Origin of the sequence: Actinomadura sp. WAC 06369 (assembly GCF_003947565.1) — a bacterium.
Lineage (GTDB): Bacteria > Actinomycetota > Actinomycetes > Streptosporangiales > Streptosporangiaceae > Spirillospora > Spirillospora rifamycini.
Window position 1 is genome coordinate 1 of record NZ_QHJN01000166.1, and the last position, 17379, is coordinate 17379.

General features: G+C 74.3%; 16 protein-coding genes. 1 reads left to right on the plus strand and 15 read right to left on the minus strand.

The annotated features are described in order from the left end of the window. Both DMH08_RS32140 and DMH08_RS32145 read right to left on the minus strand, forming a co-directional pair. Window positions 1–417, minus strand: a 417-nt coding sequence (locus tag DMH08_RS32140; RefSeq protein ID WP_267898585.1) for a beta-ketoacyl synthase N-terminal-like domain-containing protein, incomplete at its 3' end; no start/stop codon positions are given. Then, window positions 410–1858, minus strand: coding sequence for a class I adenylate-forming enzyme family protein (locus DMH08_RS32145; RefSeq protein ID WP_125619745.1), 1449 nt, complete (start codon window positions 1856–1858; stop codon window positions 410–412). The genes DMH08_RS32145 and DMH08_RS32140, both read right to left, overlap by 8 nt. A gap of 53 nt (window positions 1859–1911) precedes the next feature. Here DMH08_RS32145 and DMH08_RS32150 point away from each other — a divergent pair, with 53 nt between their 5' ends. Then, entirely contained in the window at window positions 1912–2673 is a 762-nt protein-coding gene (locus DMH08_RS32150; protein WP_125619747.1) for an SDR family NAD(P)-dependent oxidoreductase, read from the plus strand. A 53-nt stretch (window positions 2674–2726) separates the two neighbouring features. On the opposite strand, the gene DMH08_RS32155 is transcribed toward DMH08_RS32150, so the two are convergent. The 13 genes from DMH08_RS32155 to DMH08_RS32215 all read right to left on the minus strand — a co-directional run. Beyond that, complete coding sequence (locus DMH08_RS32155) at window positions 2727–3494, minus strand: enoyl-CoA hydratase/isomerase family protein (RefSeq protein ID WP_026401982.1); 768 nt, start codon at window positions 3492–3494, stop codon at window positions 2727–2729. A gap of 41 nt (window positions 3495–3535) precedes the next feature. Next, window positions 3536–4642, minus strand: a complete 1107-nt coding sequence (locus tag DMH08_RS32160) for an acyl-CoA dehydrogenase family protein (protein WP_125619749.1) — start codon at window positions 4640–4642, stop codon at window positions 3536–3538. Further along, the gene (locus tag DMH08_RS32165) at window positions 4629–5555 is read right to left on the minus strand and encodes an acyl-CoA dehydrogenase family protein (RefSeq protein WP_125619750.1); all 927 of its coding nucleotides are present in this window, start codon (window positions 5553–5555) and stop codon (window positions 4629–4631) included. The genes DMH08_RS32160 and DMH08_RS32165 overlap by 14 nt, the downstream gene beginning before the upstream one ends. Next, entirely contained in the window at window positions 5533–7005 is a 1473-nt protein-coding gene (locus tag DMH08_RS32170; protein WP_199748107.1) for a class I adenylate-forming enzyme family protein, read from the minus strand. The genes DMH08_RS32165 and DMH08_RS32170 overlap by 23 nt, the downstream gene beginning before the upstream one ends. A 26-nt stretch (window positions 7006–7031) precedes the next feature. Next, window positions 7032–8093 carry a CaiB/BaiF CoA transferase family protein gene (locus tag DMH08_RS32175; protein WP_125619752.1) on the minus strand — a complete coding sequence of 354 codons (1062 nt, stop codon included), beginning with the start codon at window positions 8091–8093 and terminating at the stop codon, window positions 7032–7034. Further along, on the minus strand, window positions 8090–9046 hold the full coding sequence (locus tag DMH08_RS32180) for an LLM class F420-dependent oxidoreductase (RefSeq protein ID WP_026401978.1): 957 nt from the start codon (window positions 9044–9046) through the stop codon (window positions 8090–8092). The genes DMH08_RS32175 and DMH08_RS32180 overlap by 4 nt, the downstream gene beginning before the upstream one ends. 57 nt (window positions 9047–9103) lie before the next feature. Next, a complete protein-coding gene (locus tag DMH08_RS32185) occupies window positions 9104–9499 on the minus strand; it encodes a cobalamin-dependent protein (RefSeq protein ID WP_026401977.1) in 396 nt (131 codons plus the stop codon). Then, complete coding sequence (locus DMH08_RS32190; RefSeq protein WP_125619754.1) at window positions 9499–11076, minus strand: methylmalonyl-CoA mutase family protein; 1578 nt, start codon at window positions 11074–11076, stop codon at window positions 9499–9501. Before DMH08_RS32190 ends, DMH08_RS32185 begins: the two co-directional genes overlap by 1 nt. Before the next feature lie 323 nt (window positions 11077–11399). Further along, window positions 11400–12398, minus strand: coding sequence for a sensor histidine kinase (locus DMH08_RS32195; protein WP_125619756.1), 999 nt, complete (start codon window positions 12396–12398; stop codon window positions 11400–11402). Further along, window positions 12371–13132 carry a nitrate- and nitrite sensing domain-containing protein gene (locus DMH08_RS32200; RefSeq protein ID WP_125619758.1) on the minus strand — a complete coding sequence of 254 codons (762 nt, stop codon included), beginning with the start codon at window positions 13130–13132 and terminating at the stop codon, window positions 12371–12373. Before DMH08_RS32200 ends, DMH08_RS32195 begins: the two co-directional genes overlap by 28 nt. Then, window positions 13129–14556, minus strand: coding sequence for a FadD3 family acyl-CoA ligase (locus tag DMH08_RS32205; RefSeq protein ID WP_125619760.1), 1428 nt, complete (start codon window positions 14554–14556; stop codon window positions 13129–13131). The genes DMH08_RS32200 and DMH08_RS32205 overlap by 4 nt, the downstream gene beginning before the upstream one ends. Before the next feature lie 2 nt (window positions 14557–14558). Next, window positions 14559–15743, minus strand: a complete 1185-nt coding sequence (locus tag DMH08_RS32210) for an amidohydrolase family protein (RefSeq protein WP_026401974.1) — start codon at window positions 15741–15743, stop codon at window positions 14559–14561. 40 nt (window positions 15744–15783) lie between these two features. After that, window positions 15784–17379: AMP-binding protein (locus DMH08_RS32215; protein ID WP_199748108.1), on the minus strand; the 1596-nt coding region annotated here is incomplete at its 5' end.

Here is a 17379-nt window from a genome sequence, read left to right on the forward strand (position 1 = left end):
GGTGGGCGGGAACCAGTCGGTCCACTCGCCGTCCACCCGGAACGACGACTTCGGGGCGGTGGACGCCGAGTTCACGCCGCCCGCGACGACCAGGTCGTCCATCCCGGCGCGGATGCCCGCGGCGGCGCTCTGCACGGCGGCCTGCCCGGCGGCGCAGTGCCGGTTCTGGGCGAGGCCGGGGACGCCGGTGAGCCCGGCGGTCAGCGCCGCGTGCCGGGCCACGACGCCGCCCCCGTACAGGCCCTCGGCGAGGATCACGTCGTCGATGAGGTCGGGGGCCAGGCCGGACGCCGCGCGGGAGACGACGTGGTGGGCCAGGTCGAAGGCGGTGGTGTCGCGCAGGGTCCCCTTGAACGCGGTGCCGATGGGGGTGCGCAGCGCGGACACGATGACGGCTTCGGGGGCGGTCTCAGGCATGGGCGGACTCCAGGTCGGCCAGCAGGGTGCGGCGGAGGATCTTTCCGGTGTCGGTCTTCGGCAGTTCCGCGCGGAAGACGATCGCGTCGGGCGTCTTGGACGAGCGCAGCCGCTCCCTCGCCCACCGCCTGATCTCCTCGGGGTCGCCCTCGCCGACGACGACCGCGACGATCCGCTGCCCCCACTCGGGGTCGGGCGGGCCGACGACGGCGGCCTCGGTGATCCCCGGGTGGCCGAGCAGGACGTCCTCGATCTCGGCGGGGGCGATGTTCTCGCCGCCCCGGATGATGGTGTCGTCGGCGCGGCCCTCGATGAACAGGTAGCCGCCGCCGTCGAGCCGGCCCCGGTCGCGGGTGGCGAACCAGCCGTCGGCGTCCAGCACCGTGCCGCCGCCGTACTCGCCGGAGATCTGGTCGCCGCGGACGAACACCAGCCCGGTCTCGCCGGGCGCCGCGGGCGTCCCGTCGTCGCGGCGGACCTGGAACTCCACGCCCGGGACGGCCCGGCCGACCGACTCCAGCCGGGCCCGCACCGCGGGGTCGGCGGACGCGAGCGCCTTGCGGTGGTCGTTCGGCCCGAGGACCGCGACCGAGGACGCCGTCTCCGTCAGCCCGTAGGCGTTGACGAACCCGGTGCCGGAGAAGATCCGCAGGGCCCGTTCGAGCACGGGCCGCGGTGTGCGCGCGCCCCCGTAGGCGAGGGTGCGCAGCGTCGGCGCCCCGGCGTCGTCGCCGTCGGCCTCGGCGACGATCCGGGCGAGCATCGTCGGGACGACGAGGGCGTGCGTGACGCCTTCGCGCCGGACGGTCGCGAGCCACTCGGCCGGGTCGAACCGCGCCAGGTAGACGACGCGGCGGCCGGTGTAGATGTTGGTGAGCAGGTTGGCCAGCCCGGCGATGTGGTACGGCGGGACGGCGACGAGCGCCGCGTCCTCCTCCCCGGCGGACGCGAACTCGAGGGTGTTCATCACGTAGGCCAGCAGGTGCCGGTGCCGCAGGACCGCCGACTTCGGCGCCGAGGTCGTCCCGCTGGTGTAGAGCAGGACGGCGACCTCGTCGCCGTCCGGCAGCTCCCCGGGGTCTCCGCCAGCGGGCGGGTCCGCCGCGTCGAGGAGGCGGTCGAGGTCGCCGGGGCCCAGCACGAGGGCGCCGGGGTGCCGGTCGCGCAGCGCGCCGAGCTGCTCCCCGCCGAGCCGGTAGTTGAGGGGGACGAACGGGACGCCCGCGATCGCCGCGCCGAACAGCGCGACGGGGTAGGCGAGGTGGTTGGTGCCCAGGTAGAGGACCGCCGGGTACTCCCGGAACCGATGCGCCGCGGAACGGGCGAGGCGCAGGAGCTCGGAGGCGGTGCAGGAGCGGCCGCCCGCCGCCCCGTCGCCCGCCGACACGGCCACCCGATCACCCGCCGAGACCGCCATTTCGAGGATCATCGCAATGTTCATGAGAATGCTATTCTCGCTCAGGTAGATCCGTATTAGCAAGAGAGGGGACACCGATGCAGATCAGCGGGAGCTCCGCGGTCGTGGTCGGCGGGGCGGGCGGCCTCGGCGAGGCGACCGTGCGCCGGCTGCACGCGGCCGGCGCGAAGGTCGTCGTCGCCGACCTCGCCGACGAGAAGGGCAAGGCCCTGGAGGCCGAGCTGGGCGTCCGGTACGTGCGGACCGACGCCACCGAGGAGGCCGACGTCGAGGCCGCGGTCGCCGCCGCCGCGGACGCCGCCCCGCTGCGCGTCTCCGTCGACTGCCACGGCGGCCCGGCGACCGGCGGGCGGCTGGTGGGTCGCGACGGTGCGCCCCTCGACCTCGCGGGCTTCCGGAAGACCGTCGACGTGTACCTCACCGGCGTGTTCAACGTGATGCGGCTCGCCGCCGCCGCGATGGGCCGCCGGGACGACGCGGACGGCTCGCGCGGCGTCATCGTCAACACCGCGTCGATCGCCGCGTTCGAGGGGCAGATCGGGCAGCTGCCGTACGCGGCCGCCAAGGGCGGGGTGGTCGGCATGACGCTCGTCGCCGCCCGCGACCTGTCCCCCCTCGGCATCCGCGTGGTCACCATCGCGCCCGGCACCTTCAACACCCCCGCGTACGGCAAGGCCGGCGACAAGCTCGAGGCGTACTGGGGACCGCAGGTCCCGCACCCGCGCCGCATGGGGCAGAGCCCGGAGTACGCGGCGCTCGTCGAGCACATCTGCGAGAACGACTACCTCAACGGCGAGGTCATCCGGCTCGACGGCGCCCTCCGGTTCCCCCCGAAGTGAGCCCGCCGGGAGGCCCCGGGAGCCCTGCTCCCGGGGCCTTCACCGTCCTCCCGCTAGTCCGCGCTCTTCGCGAGCCGCGCCATGCTCGCCGCGAAGTCGTCCGTCTGGAACGACTGGTCCTCGGCGTTCAGCGCGAAGTCGAGGGTCGCCAGCACGGTCCGCTCGAGCTGGATGTTCAGGATGCGCTTGGTGCTCTCCACCGCCAGCCGCGGCAGGCCGGCGATCCGCTTCGCGCACGCCAGCGCCTCGGTGAGCGGGTCCTCCACCACGTGGTTCGCGAGCCCCATCTCCAGCGCCCGCCGCGCGGGGATGCGCGCTCCGGTGATCGCGTACTCCTTGGCGAACAGCAGGCTGGTGTGCAGCGGCCACGTCAGCGGGCCGCCGTCCGCCGCGACCAGGCCGACCTGCACGTGCGGGTCGGCGAGGTGCGCCCGCTCGGCGAAGTAGACGATGTCGCTGAGCGCGACCAGGCTGCACCCGAGCCCCACGGCCGGGCCGTTGACCGCCGCGACCACCGGCACCCGGCAGCGCGCCATGCCGAGGACGATGTCGCGGCCGTCCGCGAGCGACTTGGCGCGCAGCCCGGGGTCGCCGCGCAGCTCCTCCAGGTAGGCGAAGTCGCCGCCCGCCGAGAACGCCCTGCCGCGCCCGGTCAGCACGGCCGCGCGGGCGTCGCGGTCCGCGGCGAGCCGCGGCCACAGCCGCGCCAGCCCCGCGTGCAGCGGGTCGTTGACGGCGTTGAGCGCGTCCGGGCGGTTCAGCGTGATGATCCGCACCGGGCCGTCGGCGGTGACCTCGATTTCGTCCGGCATGTCGTACATGTGGCTCCTCGGCTTCAGTCGGGCCGGCCCGGGGGGGCGGGTCAGGAGGGCAGGCGCAGGATGCGCTGGGCGATGATGTTCTTCTGGATCTGCGACGTGCCGCCCATGACGCTCTGGGCGCGGCTGTACAGGTAGGCGTGCAGCATCTCGGCGTCGCGGGTGCCGGCGACGGCCAGCGCCGCGTGCCCCACCGACTGCTCGGCCCACGTCATGAGCAGCTTGTCGAGGGACCCCTCCGGGCCGTGCGAGACGCCGTCGAGCCGTTCCGACAGCCGCCGCCGGACGTGCAGCCGCAGCATCTCCGTCTGGACGGCCGCCCACGCGAGCTCGTCCCGCGCCGTGCGGTCGGGCCCCGGCCCGCCCTCCGCCCGGGACGCCAGCTCGCGGACGAGCTTGCCGTACCGGGCCGAGAAGCCGAGCTCGGCGGGCTCGCGCTCGTGCCCGACGATCGTCATCGCCAGCGCCCAGCCCTCGCCGGGCGCCCCCACCATCCGGTCCGCGGGCACCCGCGCGCCGTCGAAGACCACCTGGCCGAACTCGGTGCTGACCCCGCTCATCATCGTCAGCGGCCGCTGCTCGATGCCGGGCTGCTTCATCGACACGATGAACCCCGACAGCCCCTTGTGGCGCGGGACGTCCGGATCCGTGCGGGCCAGCAGCAGGCACCAGTCGGCGACGTCGGAGTAGCTCGTCCAGATCTTGTGCCCGTGGACGACGTACTCGTCGCCGTCCCGGGTCGCGGTGGTGGTGAGCGACGCGAGGTCGGACCCGGCGCCGGGCTCGGAGAACCCCTGGCACCACCGCTCGGTCCCGTCGATCATCCCGGGCAGGAACGCGCGCCGCAGCTCCTCGCTCCCGTGCCGGCCGAGGCCCTGCACGAGGTAGCCGAGACTCGGCCGGGGCGGCGCGCCCGCGCGGGCGAGCTCCTCGTCGAGGATCACGTCGTAGACGGGCGGCAGCTCGTGGCCGCCGTACTCCTCCGGCCACGACAGGCCGAAGAACCCGGCCGCGTGCAGCGTCCGGTGCCATTCGCCCGCCCGCCGCCAGTACTCGTCCCCCGAGGTCGGGAACGTCCCGGCGCGTTCGGCCAGCCAGTCGCGCAGGCGGGCGCGGAACGCCGCCTCCTCCGGCGAGTCACGAAAGTCCAAGGTCGATCTCCTCCAGTCGCGCGGGGAACAGCTCGGCGGACGCCAGCGCCCGCCGCAGGTACACGTGCGCGAGGCACTCCCAGGTGTTGCCGATGCCGCCGTGCACCTGCACCGCCGTCTCGCAGACCGCCCGCGCGGCCCGCGCGCAGTACACCTTCGCGATCCGGGCGGCCCGCAGCGCCTCGTCCGCGGTCAGCTCGTCGACGGCCCAGGCCGCGTGCCGCAGGACGCTCACCGACCCCTCGATCAGCGCGCGGCCCTCGGCGAGCGGGTGCGCGACGGCCTGGTAGGAGCCGATCGCCTTCCCGTACTGCTCGCGGACCCCCGCGTACCCGACCGCGAGCGCCAGCGCGCCGCGGGCCGCCCCGACGAGGTCGGCGGACGTGACGGCGAGCGCCAGCGCGAGCCGCCGCCCGGCGGCGTCCGGGTCCAGCGCGCCCGCCGGTTCCAGCGCGCCGACCTCCGCGGCGCGCCGGGTCAGGTCGGTCTCCGGGAGCACCGCGCCGACGAGGCCGGCGAGGACGCGGCCGTCCCGGACGACGAGGGCCCGGCCGGCGCCCGCCGCGTCCACGGCCTCGACCGTCCCGGCGGCCCGGCCGGCCGCGACGTCCACGGCGATCGTGCAGGCGTCGCCGACCTCGGCGTGCGGCCGCAGGTCGTCGGCCAGGACGGGCCCGGCGAACGGGACGTCGACCAGCCCGCGGGCGAACTCCTCGGCGACGATCGCGACCTCGACGCCCGAGGCGCCGTCCGAGCGCAGGGTCCGCCAGCCGGTCGCGGCGACCGCCTTCTCCAGCCGGGCGGCGCGGTCGGCGTCGGCGAGGTCCTGGACGGATCCGGGGCCGAGGTCGTCGGCGAGCCGCGCGGCCGCGTCCCGCAGCTCGCGCTGTTCAGTGGTCAGTCGCGCGTCCATGACGCTCCTTGAGTACTCGGCGCAGCACCTTGCCGGAGGGCAGGCGGGGGATCTCGGGCACGACCGCGACGCGGCGCGGGCGCTTGTAGCCCGCGAGCCGCTCGCCGACGTACGCGATCAGCGCCGCGGGGTCGGGCGGCGGGCCCTGCGGGGCGACGGCCGCGACGATCGCCTCGCCGTCGGCCTCGTCGGGCACGCCGAAGACGGCGCAGTCCGCGACGCCGGGGTGGCCGTGCAGGACGGCCTCGATCTCGGCGGGCGCGACCTGGAACCCCCGCACCTTGATCATTTCCTTGGACCGGTCGGTGAGCGTCAGCCAGCCGTCCGCGTCGATGCGCCCGACGTCGCCGGTGCGGTACCAGCCGTCGGCGAAGCCCTCGGCCGTCGCCCCGTCCGGCAGGTAGCCCGCCATCAGCGACTCGGCGCGCGCCTGGATCTCGCCCACCTCGCCGGGGCCGAGGGGCTCGCCGGTCTCCAGCGACACCGTCCGCAGCGTCACGCCGGGCACGGCGCGGCCCGCGCTGTCGAGCCGCGCGCCGTCCAGCGGGTTGCAGGTGATGACGGGCAGTTCGCTGGCGCCGTAGGCGGGCACCCAGCCGACGCCGGTCCGGCGGGTGACGGTCTCGGCGACGCTCGGCGTGACCGGCGTCGCGCCCCACATGATGAACCGGAGCGAGGACAGGTCGTAGGACTCGAGGCGGGGATGGTTCGCGAGCGCCAGCGCGATGGGCGCGACGGCCATCTCGACGGTGATGCGGTCGGCCTGGATGTGGTGGAGCATCCGGTCGAGGTCGAAGCGGCGGTGCAGCCGCAGCCACGCGCCCGCGTCGAGGGCGGTGACGATGTTGAGCAGGCCGAGGATGTGCGAGGGCGGCGTCGTGATCTGGATGCGGTCCCGGGCGGTCAGCGCGAGCGCGTCCCGCCAGTGCCGGACGGCGGCGGCGAACGAGCCGTGCGTGTGCCGGACGGCCTTCGGCATGCCGGTCGTGCCGGAGCTGAACACCAGGACGGCGTCGGCGTCCGGGTCGGGGGCCTTGTAGGCGGCCGCGGCGGGCCCGACGGGCTCGTCGAGGTGCAGCATCGGCATCAGCCCGGCGAGGACCGGGTGGTCGCCGACCGCGTGCGCGGGCTCGGTGATCTCCAGGGCGTGCGCGACCTCGGTGCGCTTCCACGCCGGGCTGAGCAGGACGACCGCCGCGCCGAGCTTCCACAGGGCCCGGACCGCGACGACGAACTCGGGGCGGTTGGACGACATGAGCGCCACCCGCTGCCCGGCCCGCACGCCCCGTTCCGCGAGGACGGCGGCGAGGCCGTTCGCCAGGGCGTCCAGGCGTTCCACGCTGTACTCGCGGTCGCCGCCGGACTCGGGGTCCGCGTAGACGAGCGCGATCCGCTCTCCGGTGCCCGGAGAGCGCGGATCAGGGGACGACATCGAGAATCTCCCGTCCATCTAAAGAGAATGTCATTCTCATGATGTTAGAGCGTCCCGTCGTGCTCGCCCAGCCGGGGCGGCGGCCGGTGCTCCGCCGCGTGGCCCGCGACCCGGACCGGGCAGCGGACGAGCCGGAAGCCGCCGGCGGTCACGACCGCCTCGGGGGTCGCGGCGAGCGCCTCCGGGAGCGTCCGCACCGCCGCCGCCGGGACGCCCAGCGGGCGCAGCCGCGCCTCCCACCCGGCGGCCGTGTCGGCCGCCAGCGCCTCGGTGACCGCCTTCAGGACCTCCTCGCGCCGCACCGCCCGCTCCCCCATCGTCGCGAAGCCCGCGACCCCGGCCTCCGCCGAGAACGACCGCCAGAACGCGTCGTGGGTGATGAACAGCGCCAGATGCCCCTCCGCCGTCGGGAACAGCTGCGCCGGGACGTAGTAGGAGTGCGCGCCGTTCGCCAGCCGCCGCGGCTCGACGCCCTCGTTGAGGTACGCCGAGGCCCGGTAGTTGAGCTGCGACAGCATCACGTCCCGCAGCGACACCTCCACCTGCCCGCCGCGCCCCGAGACGATCTGGGCGAGCAGGCCGAGCGCCGCCGCCAGCCCCGCCGAGTTGTCCGCCGAGGAGTACCCGGGCAGCGTCGGCGGCCCGTCCGGGTCGCCGGTCAGCGCCGCGATGCCGGTGGCCGCCTGGATCACGTAGTCGAACGCCGGGTCGTCCCCGGCGTCCAGGCCGAACCCGGTGACGGCGACGCAGACGATCCGCTCGTTCCACCGCCGCAGCGCCTCGTACGTCAGCCCGTACTTGTGGATCGCCGACGGCTTCAGGTTCACCAGCAGCGCGTGCGCGTCCGCGGCCAGCTCGCCCAGCCGCGCCTGCCCCGCCTCGGTGCCGAGGTCGAGCCGGACGCTCCGCTTGCCCCGGTTGAGGCTCGCGAAGTACGCGTCGCCCACCTGCCGGGAGATGTCGCCGCCCGGCGGTTCGAGCTTCACCACGTCGGCGCCGAGGTCGGCGAGCATCATCGTCGCGTACGGGCCGGCCAGCATGTGGCCGACCTCCAGAACGCGGACCCCCGCCAGCGGCCCGGCGCCGCCCCCGGGACCCGCGGTCATCGCAGGTCCGCCGCGATCCCCGCGAGTACCTCGCGGGTCCGGCGCTTGGACGCCACCAGCTGCTCGCGGCCCTCGCCGATCGGCAGCAGCCGCACCGACAGGTCGGTGACGCCCGCGTCGGCGAACCGCCGGAACCGCGCCGCGATGGCCTCCTCGTCGCCCGCCGCGCACAGGTCCCCGACGTCCTTCGCGTCGCCGTGGTCCAGGAGCCGCTGGTAGTTCGGGGAGATCTCCGCCTCCCCGAGGATGCGGTTGGCGCGCTCGCGGGCCGCGTCCACCTCGGACGGCCCGCACAGGCACACCGGGACGCCCGCGACGATCCGCGGCGCGGGCCGTCCCGCCTCCTCGGCCGCCTTGGTGATGCGGGGCGCGACGTGCTCGGCGACCGCGCGCTCGTCGGCCAGCCACAGGACGGTGCCGTCGGCGCGCTCGCCCGCGATCCGCAGCATCACCGGGCCGAGCGCCGCGAGCATGACCGGCATCCGCGCGACGGGGCCGATGCCGAGCGGGTTGTGCACGGTGAACGTGCCGTTCTCGACGTCCACGTCGCCGGGGCCGCGCAGCGCGGCGTCCAGGACGTCCAGGTAGTCGCGGGTGTACGCGGCGGGCTTCTCGTAGGGCAGCCCGAGCATGTCCTTGATGATCCAGTGGTGCGACGGGCCGACGCCGAGCGTGAGCCGGCCGCCCGCGGCGGCCTGCGCCGACAGCGCCTGCCGGGCCAGCGCGATCGGGTGCTGCGCCTGGAGCGGGACGACCGCGGTCCCCAGCTCGATCCGCCGGGTGCGGGCGCCCATCAGGGACGCCGCCACCAGGGCGTCGAAGTCCGTCGGGACCTGCGGGATCCAGGCGGTGTCCAGCCCGGCCTCCTCGGCCCACAGGACGTCGTCGATCATCCGCCCGACCTTCTTGGCCGCGTCCCCCCGCTCCGGCCCGATCATCACGCCGACCCGCACAATGCCTCCTACGTCTGTGAAATCTGCTCGTCCGGCCGAGGCGGCCGTGGACCGGTGTCAGGCCGGCGCCGCGGTCAGCGCGCGGACCTCCGCGACGATGGCGTCGAGGGCGGTGCCGGTCGGGAAGACGGCGGCCGCGCCCGCGTCGGTCAGCCTGGGGACGTCCGCCGCCGGGATCGTCCCGCCGACGATGACGGCGATGTCGGACGCGTCGGCCTCCCGCAGGGCCGCGACGGTGCGGCCGGTCAGCGCGACGTGCGCCCCGGACAGGATGCTCAGCCCGACGACGGCGACGTCCTCCTGCACGGCGATCGCGACGATGTCCTCGACGCGCTGCCGGATGCCGGTGAAGACGACCTCGAAGCCGGCGTCGCGCAGCGCCCGCGCGACGATCTTGGCGCCCCGGTCGTGGCCGTCCAGGCCGGGCTTCGCCACCAGTACTCTCGCGGGCATCAGAACACCACCGGTTGCCGGAACTCGCCCCACACCGCCTTGAGCGCGGCGACCATCTCGCCGACCGTGCAGTACGCGGCGGCGCAGTCGATCAGGGGATGCATGAGGTTGGCGTCGCCCTCCGCCGCGCGGGACAGGTCGGCGAGCCGGGCGCGGACGGCCGCGTCGTCGCGGTCGGCCTTGACCTTCGCGAGCCGTTCGAGCTGCCGCTCGCGGCCCTCCCGGTCCAGTTCGTAGGTCGCGAGCTCGGGCGGCGGCTCGTCGGACACGAACCGGTTCACCCCGACGACCGGCTTCGCACCCGCCTCGATCTCCTGGTGCAGCGCGTACGCCTCGTCGGCGATGAGCCCTTGCAGGTAGCCGTCCTCGATGGCGCGGACCATGCCGCCGTGCCGGTCGAGGTCGTCCATGATCTCGACGATCCGCGCCTCGGTCTCGTCGGTGAGCGCCTCGACGAAGTAGGAGCCGCCGAGCGGGTCGGCGACGCGGGTGACGCCGGTCTCGTGCGCGAGGATCTGCTGGGTGCGCAGCGCGAGCGTCGCCGACTCCTCGCTGGGCAGCGCGAACGGCTCGTCCCAGGCGGCGGTGAACATCGACTGGACGCCGCCCAGCACCGAGGCCATCGCCTCGTAGGCGACCCGGACGACGTTGTTGCGGGCCTGCGGCGCGTACAGCGACGCGCCGCCCGCGACGCAGCCGAAGCGGAACATCGACGCCTTGTCGGTCGTCGCGCCGTACCGCTCCCGGACGATCGTCGCCCAGCGCCGCCGTCCCGCGCGGTACTTGGCGATCTCCTCGAAGAAGTCGCCGTGCGTGTAGAAGAAGAACGAGATCTGCGGGGCGAACTTCTCGATCGACATCCGGCCGCGCTCCAGCACGGTGTCGCAGTAGGTGACCCCGTCCGCGAGCGTGAACGCCATCTCCTGGACGGCGTTCGCGCCGGCGTCGCGGAAGTGCGCGCCCGCCACCGAGATCGCGTTGAACTTCGGCACCTCGGCCGCGCAGAACTCGATGGTGTCGGCGATCAGCCGCAGCGACGGCTCGGGCGGCCAGATCCAGGTGCCGCGGGACGCGTACTCCTTGAGGATGTCGTTCTGGATCGTCCCGGTGAGCTTCTCCCGGGGCACGCCCTTGCGCTCGGCGGCGGCCACGTAGAAGGCCAGCAGGATCGCGGCGGTCCCGTTGATGGTGAAGCTGGTGCTGATCTTGTCGAGCGGGATGCCGTCGAACAGGATCTCGGCGTCGGCCAGGGTGTCGACGGCGACGCCGACCCGCCCGACCTCCTCGCTCACCTCGGGGTCGTCGGAGTCGTGGCCGCACTGCGTCGGCAGGTCGAGCGCCACCGACAGCCCGGTGCCGCCCTGGTCCAGCAGGTACCGGTAGCGGCGGTTGGACTCCTCCGCCGTCCCGAAGCCCGAGTACTGCCGGAACGTCCACAGCCGCCCGCGGTACCCGGACGGGTAGTTGCCGCGCGTGAAGGGGAACTCCCCCGGCGCCGGCGGATCGGCGGCCCGGTCCGCCGGTCCGTAGACCGGGCGGAGCGGGATGCCGGACGAGGTCTGCACGATGTCGTTCATCGACGGATACGTTACTTCCAGAAAATGAGAATGCCAATACCGTTACCGAGAATCCGATGGTCGGACGTGGCTCGCGCACGTGAGGAGCGGCACCGCGTGGCCGGGCATGCCGAACAGGTCCACCCGCACGCCGCCGGAGACGTCGGTAAGGGTCTTCGGTGCGCAGGGGCGCACCCTGGCCGACCGCGCCGACGAGCGTGGTCGTGCCGGCGCCGAACCCGCCCGCCACCAGGATCTTCGGCGTGTGCAGCGGGACGCCGTCCGGTTCGCCGGACGGGGCGCGCGGCGGGGCCTCGAAGGCGGGCGAGGTCACCGGCCCCGGCTCACACCCGCCCGCCGGGGCCGTCGTCGTCGGTCGGATCGTCGGGGTCGTCCGGTTCGTCCTCTTCGCGGCCGCGCATCCAGCCGGCCTGGAGGGACGCCATCAGCGCGCGGCCGGCCTCGGGATCCGGCTCGTCGTCGGCGGGCTCCCCCGCCGCTCCGGGCGCCCCCGCGCCCGCCGCGTGCCGCCCCTGCGGCCGTCCGCGCAGCTGCGGGGCCAGGTTCCGCTGCCGGACCCGCTTCGGCAGCAGCCCGGTCCGCTCGCTCGGCTCCGCCTCGCCCGGGACGGCGCCCCCGGGCGGCCGCTCCCCCGCGGGGGCTCCCAGCGGCGCCGCCTCCTGCCGGGGCGGCGCCTTTTGCCGGGGCGGTGACGCGGCGGCGGGGACGGGCGCGGCCGTGGCGGCGGGACGGTCCGGGCGGTCCAGCCGCCGCCCGGACCGGTGCGGCGCCTCCACGGGCGGCGGGCCCGCCGCCGGGACGTCCCCGGCTCCCGCGGCGAGCAGCTCGTTCGGCAGCAGCACGACCGCCGTCGTGCCCCCGTACGGGGACGGCTGCAGGACGACCTTGACGCCGTGCCGCGCGGCCAGCCGGGACACCACGAAGAGGCCGAGCCGGTCGGTGTCGTCGGCCAGGTCGAACTCGACCGCTTCGGCCAGCCGCCGGTTCAGCTCGGCCAGCTCGTCGGGGTGCAGGCCGACGCCGCGGTCGACCACCTCCACCGCCAGCCCGTTCGCGACCCGCTCGATCCTCACGGTCACCTCGGTGGCCGGCGGCGAGTACCCGGTGGCGTTCTCGATCAGCTCGGCCAGCAGGTGGATGACGTCGGCGACGACGGCGCCGCGGACCGCGCCCGACGACACGGCGGCCACCTCGACCCGCGTGTAGTCCTCGACCTCCGCGACGGCGGCGCGGGCCACGTCCTCGGCGTCCACCGGCTGGTCCCACGCCCGCACGGTCGGCGAACCGGACAGGATCACCAGGCCCTCGGCGTGCCGCCGCATGCGGGTGGTGAGGTGGTCGAGCCGGAACAGCTTCTCCAGCTCAACAGCAGCCGGCCCTCGGCCGCCCAGCCCGCGAACGCGGTGCGCTCGGCGCCGCCCATCCGCCCGTCCCCGGCGTGGACGCCCCGCAGGAGCGCGTCCTCGCGCAGCATGAAGTCCAGCGCCCAGTACGCCTGGAGCAGCGCGTTGCTGTGCTGGTAGATCGACACCTCGCCGATGCTCGCGAGCGCCGCGACCAGCCGCATGGCGTCGTCCACGACCGCGCTGTACCCGTCGATCACCTCCAGCGGGGTGATCGAGCCGGCCTCGATGCGGTCGCGCAGCTCCCGCAGGCCGTCGAACGAGCCGCTGATGGTCCGCAGCCGCCGGGGCAGCATCCCCTCGGACTCCCGCAGGTCGGGCGAGCGCGCCATCCTCTGGAAGGCGGCCACCGCCGCGTCGGTGGCCGCCACCCGGTCGCGGAACTCGCCCGCGCCCGCCGCGCCGTCCGCGAGGAGCCCGACCGCGGCCGACCGCTCGCCCTGCAGCGCCTGGGTCAGCAGCCCGGCGGGCTCGCCCGCCCGGTCGCGCACCGTGGCGAAGGTGAGCCGCTGCCGCGCGTCCGACAGCGTCGTCGTCGCGGCGAACGCCCACAGCGCCAGCAGCGACGCCAGGGGGACCGCGAGCAGCAGCGCGATGCGCCGCCGGATCGGCCGGGCGCGGGGCCGCGCCCGGGAACCGTGGGGGTGCGTCATTCGAGCCGGTCCTTCATGACCTTCCCGGTGGCGTTGAGCGGCAGCTCGTCGCGGAAGACGACGTGCTTCGGCACCTTGTAGCCGGCCATCCGCTCGCGGCTCCAGGCGACCAGCTCGTCCGCGGCGAGGTCGCCGCGGCGGACGACGAAGGCTTTGCCGACCTGCCCCATCCGCTCGTCGGGCACCCCGATCACGGCGGCCTGCGCGACCGCCGGATGCTCCAGCAGGAACCCCTCGATCTCGGCCGGGTAGGCGTTGAAGCCGCCGACGATGAACATGTCCTTCTTGCGGCCGACGATCCGCACGTACCCCCGGTCGTCGACCGTGCCGAGGTCGCCGGTGCGCAGCCAGCCGTCGGCGTCGATCGCCGCCGCGGTGGCCTCCGGGTCGTCGAAGTAGCCGCGCATGACGCTGTACCCGCGGACGAGCACCTCGCCGTCGTCGGCGATGCGCACCTCGACGCCGTCGCAGGGGGTGCCGACGGTCGTCGCGATGTCCTCGAACGAGTCGCCCGGCCGGGACGCGGTGGCCGTCCCCGCCTCGGTCAGCCCGTAGCCCGTCATGATCGACTGGAAGGGCAGTTCGCCGCGGACCCGGCGGATCAGCTCGACCGGGATGTCGGCGGCGCCCGTCACGGCGGCGCGCAGGGACGACAGGTCGCGGTCGCCCTTGGCCTCCAGCAGCGAGTGGTAGAGCGTGGGCGGGCCCGGCAGCATCGTCACCCGCTCGCGCTCGACCAGTTCGAGGACCCGGTCCACGTCGAACACCGGGACGGGCAGGATCGTCGCGCCGCGGATCAGCGACGCGATGCAGCCCGCCTTGTACCCGAACGTGTGGAAGAACGGGTTGACGATGAGGTAGCGGTCGCCTTCCCGCAGGTCGGCGAGGTCGCACCACTCGGCGTACAGCCGGAGCGTCTGCCCGTGGTCCATCATGACGCCCTTGGGCCGGCCGGTCGTGCCCGAGGTGTAGATGATGTCGGCGATGTCGTCGCGGCGGACGTCCTCCTCGAACGGCGACCCGCTCGCGAGGAAGTCCGACTTCAGGTCGATCACCGGCACGCCGTCCGGCGCCGTGTACTCCCGGCCGAGGAACCCCTGCTGGACGAGGACCGCCTTGGCGCCGCTCCGCCGGACGACGTCGGCGGCCTCCTCCGCCCGGAAGCGGGTGTTGACCGGGACCAGCACTCCGCCGGCGGTCACCAGGCCGAACGCCGCGATGATCCACTCGGCGGAGTTCGGCGCCCAGACCGCGACCCGGTCGCCCTTGCCGACGCCCTGCGCGCGGAACGCGCCCGCGGCCGTCCGGACGCGCTCCGCCAGCTCGGCGAACGTGAGCCGCAGCGGCCCGTCGACGACCGCCTCGGCGTCCCTGAAGCGGTCGCCGGCACCGCGCACGAGCCGCGGGATGGTCTCCCACGCCATGGTCAGACCGACAGCAGGCGGGCGAGGTTGCCGCCCATGATCTTGGCCTGGTCGGCCTCCGACAGCCGGTCCTTGTCGAGCGCGTCGACGTAGGTAACCGGGTCGGCCAGGCCCTCGGGGTGGGGGTAGTCCGAGCCGAACAGCACCTTGTCGACGCCGATCAGGTCGGCGAGCTCGGCCATGTCCTCCTCCCAGAAGGGGCTGACGTGGACGTTGCGCTTGACGGCCTCGACCGGGTCCTCGGTGAACGCCTCCGGGGCCTTCTTGCGGACGTCGGCCAGGTTGTCCAGCAGCGGCTCCACCCAGGACGAGCCGTTCTCGATGACGGCGATCTTCAGCTCGGGGAACCGGGACAGCAGCCCGTGGCAGGCCATCGAGCCGACCGCGTCGGTGACCGGACGCCACTCGTTGAGCATCCGGAACGCGTTCGTCTTGAAGGGCAGCATCTCCGCGCCGTGGCCCTCCCAGTCGTTGGCGTACCGGCTGTAGCCGCTGTCGGACGAGTGCATGCCGACGAGCACGCCCTCCTCCTGCACCCGCTTCCAGAACGGGTCGAACTCCGGCAGGGCGAACGAGCGCGGCCCGCGGAAGCCGGGCACCGGCGCCGGACGGATCAGGACGGTCTTCGCGCCGCGCTCCAGGCACCAGTCCAGCTCCTCGATCGCCTTCTCGACGATCGGCAGGCTGATGACGGGCGTGGTGAAGATGCGGTCCTTGTAGTTGAACGACCAGGTCTCGTCCAGCCACCGGTTGAGCGAGTGGACGACCACGTGGATGAGCTCCGGGTCGTCGCGCATCCGCTCCTCGATGAGGCTGGCGAGCGTCGGGAACATCAGGGTGCGCTGGATGCCCAGTTCGTCCATGAGCTCCAGGCGCGGCGCCGGCTCGCGGAAGGCGGGGACGGAGCGCATCGGCTCCCCGAAGATCTCGCGCTTGCTCTTGCCCTCGGGGTTGCCGTTGCGGAAGTAGTCCTCCATCGCTCCCGGGCGCGCGACCACGTCGAACGTGGGGTTCGGGATGTAGTCGCTGATCTGGCCGCGGACGGCGATCTTGGTGCGGCCGCGCACGTCCACGTACTCGATGACGCCCTTGTAGGGCTCGGGGAGGTACTTGGTCAGCGCCTCCTTGGTCTCGTACAGGTGGTTGTCCGCGTCGAAGAGGGGATAGGGCAGCTCGCGAGACGGCATGGGAGATCCTCCTTTGCGGTTGGTGAGAATAGTATTCTCACTACTCATGGGTCGCAATGTCTCTGCGGAGAACGAACTTCTGGATCTTGCCGCTGGCGGTCCGCGGGAAGTCCGCGACCCCGCGCACCTCCTCCGGCCACTTCTGCCTGGCCAGCCCGGCCTTCTCCAGGTGCGCCCGGATCTCCTCCAGAGTCGGCGCGCGCTCCCCCGGACGCGGCCGGACGAACGCCGCGGCGTGCTCGCCGAGCCGCGCGTCGGGCGCGGAGACGACCGCGGCCTCGGCGACGCCCGGCATGCCGAGCAGCAGGTCCTCGATCTCGGGCGCGCTGATGTTCTCGCCGCCGCGGATGATGACGTCCGCCTTGCGGTCGGTGATCGTGAGGTAGCCGTCGGCGTCGAGCTCGCCGACGTCGCCCGTCCGGTACCAGCCCTCGTCGTCGAAGGCCGCCGCGGTGAGCTCCGGGTCGGTGTAGCCGACGCACAGGTCGGGCCCGCGGCTGAGGATCTCGCCGTCGGCGGCCAGCCGGATCTCCACGCCGGGCAGGGCGTCGCCGTCGGTGAACAGCCGCTTGGCCTCCGGCGCGGTGTGCCGGGAACCGGTGATCGACGGGTGCTCGGTGCTGCCGTAGGAGCGGAACACCGTGATGCCGAGGTCCGCGAGCCGGGTGGTGACCGCCGCCGGGACGGACGAGCCGCCGAGTCCGGCGTACCTCATGTGCGCGAGGTGGCCCGGCGTGAAGTCCGGGTGGTCGAGGAGGCTCGTCACGAAGTACGTCGCGCCGCCCCCGACGGTCAGCCCGTCCTCCTTCATCAGCCGCAGCGCCTCACCGGGGTCCCACACGTCGGCGAGGTTGACCGGCGTGCCGTCCAGCACGGGGATCAGGACGGCGTTCACCATGCCGATGAAGTGGCCGACGGGCGCCGCGGTGAGCTGCCGCCCGCGGTCGGGCGGGTAGAGGTCGCCGGCGAGCTGGCGCGCCTCGCAGCCGAGCGTCCGGTGGCTGTGCACGACGCCCTTCGGGTCGCGCGTGGTGCCGGACGTGAAGGCGATCAGCGCGGGCGCGTCCGGGTCGGTGCCGCCCGCGGTCCCCGGCAGCGGGTCGGCCAGCGGCTCGGCGGCGAGCAGGTCGTCGAAGTCGCGGCCGACGACCCCGACGACCGGGACGTCCGCGCACAGGTCGTCCTGGAACTCCAGGCGCCCGAACCGCTCGGCCCCGACGAACACGCGCGGCCGGACGGAGTCGAGGATGTGGCCGACCTCCTTGCGGCCGTAGAAGTGCACGATCGGCACCACGGCGGCGCCGAGGAACGCCGACGCCCAGAAGACCGCGGCGGCCTCCATCCAGTTCGGGAGCTGGAAGGCGACCGCGTCGCCCGGTCCGACGCCGCGCGCGCGGAGCCCGCCCGCCAGCCGGCGGGCGACCAGCTCGACGTCGCGGAAGGTGCCCGACCAGGGCCGGACGGACGAGTGGATGCGGAACTCCGCGTCCGGCGCGGCGCGCAATCCGCGCACCAGGAGGTCGCCGAGCGTGTCGCGGGTCCACCAGCCCGCGGCCTCGTAGTGCTCGACGAGCTCCTCGGGGACCGTGCGGGTCCGGAAGAGGTGGGCCAGGTCGGGGCGGGCCAGGTCGGGGCG

Excerpts from the sequence above, each read along its gene's own strand:
- DMH08_RS32190 (WP_125619754.1), bottom strand. The coding sequence starts at position 11,076 with ATGAACGACATCGTGCAGACCTCGTCCGGCATCCCGCTCCGCCCGGTC.
- DMH08_RS32185 (WP_026401977.1), bottom strand. The coding sequence starts at position 9,499 with ATGCCCGCGAGAGTACTGGTGGCGAAGCCCGGCCTGGACGGCCACGAC.
- DMH08_RS32150 (WP_125619747.1), top strand. The coding sequence starts at position 1,912 with ATGCAGATCAGCGGGAGCTCCGCGGTCGTGGTCGGCGGGGCGGGCGGC.
- DMH08_RS32205 (WP_125619760.1), bottom strand. The coding sequence starts at position 14,556 with ATGGCGTGGGAGACCATCCCGCGGCTCGTGCGCGGTGCCGGCGACCGC.
- DMH08_RS32155 (WP_026401982.1), bottom strand. The coding sequence starts at position 3,494 with ATGTACGACATGCCGGACGAAATCGAGGTCACCGCCGACGGCCCGGTG.
- DMH08_RS32200 (WP_125619758.1), bottom strand. The coding sequence starts at position 13,132 with ATGACGCACCCCCACGGTTCCCGGGCGCGGCCCCGCGCCCGGCCGATC.
- DMH08_RS32175 (WP_125619752.1), bottom strand. The coding sequence starts at position 8,093 with ATGACCGCGGGTCCCGGGGGCGGCGCCGGGCCGCTGGCGGGGGTCCGC.
- DMH08_RS32170 (WP_199748107.1), bottom strand. The coding sequence starts at position 7,005 with ATGGACGGGAGATTCTCGATGTCGTCCCCTGATCCGCGCTCTCCGGGC.
- DMH08_RS32165 (WP_125619750.1), bottom strand. The coding sequence starts at position 5,555 with ATGGACGCGCGACTGACCACTGAACAGCGCGAGCTGCGGGACGCGGCC.
- DMH08_RS32145 (WP_125619745.1), bottom strand. The coding sequence starts at position 1,858 with ATGAACATTGCGATGATCCTCGAAATGGCGGTCTCGGCGGGTGATCGG.
- DMH08_RS32195 (WP_125619756.1), bottom strand. The coding sequence starts at position 12,398 with ATGCGGCGGCACGCCGAGGGCCTGGTGATCCTGTCCGGTTCGCCGACC.
- DMH08_RS32210 (WP_026401974.1), bottom strand. The coding sequence starts at position 15,743 with ATGCCGTCTCGCGAGCTGCCCTATCCCCTCTTCGACGCGGACAACCAC.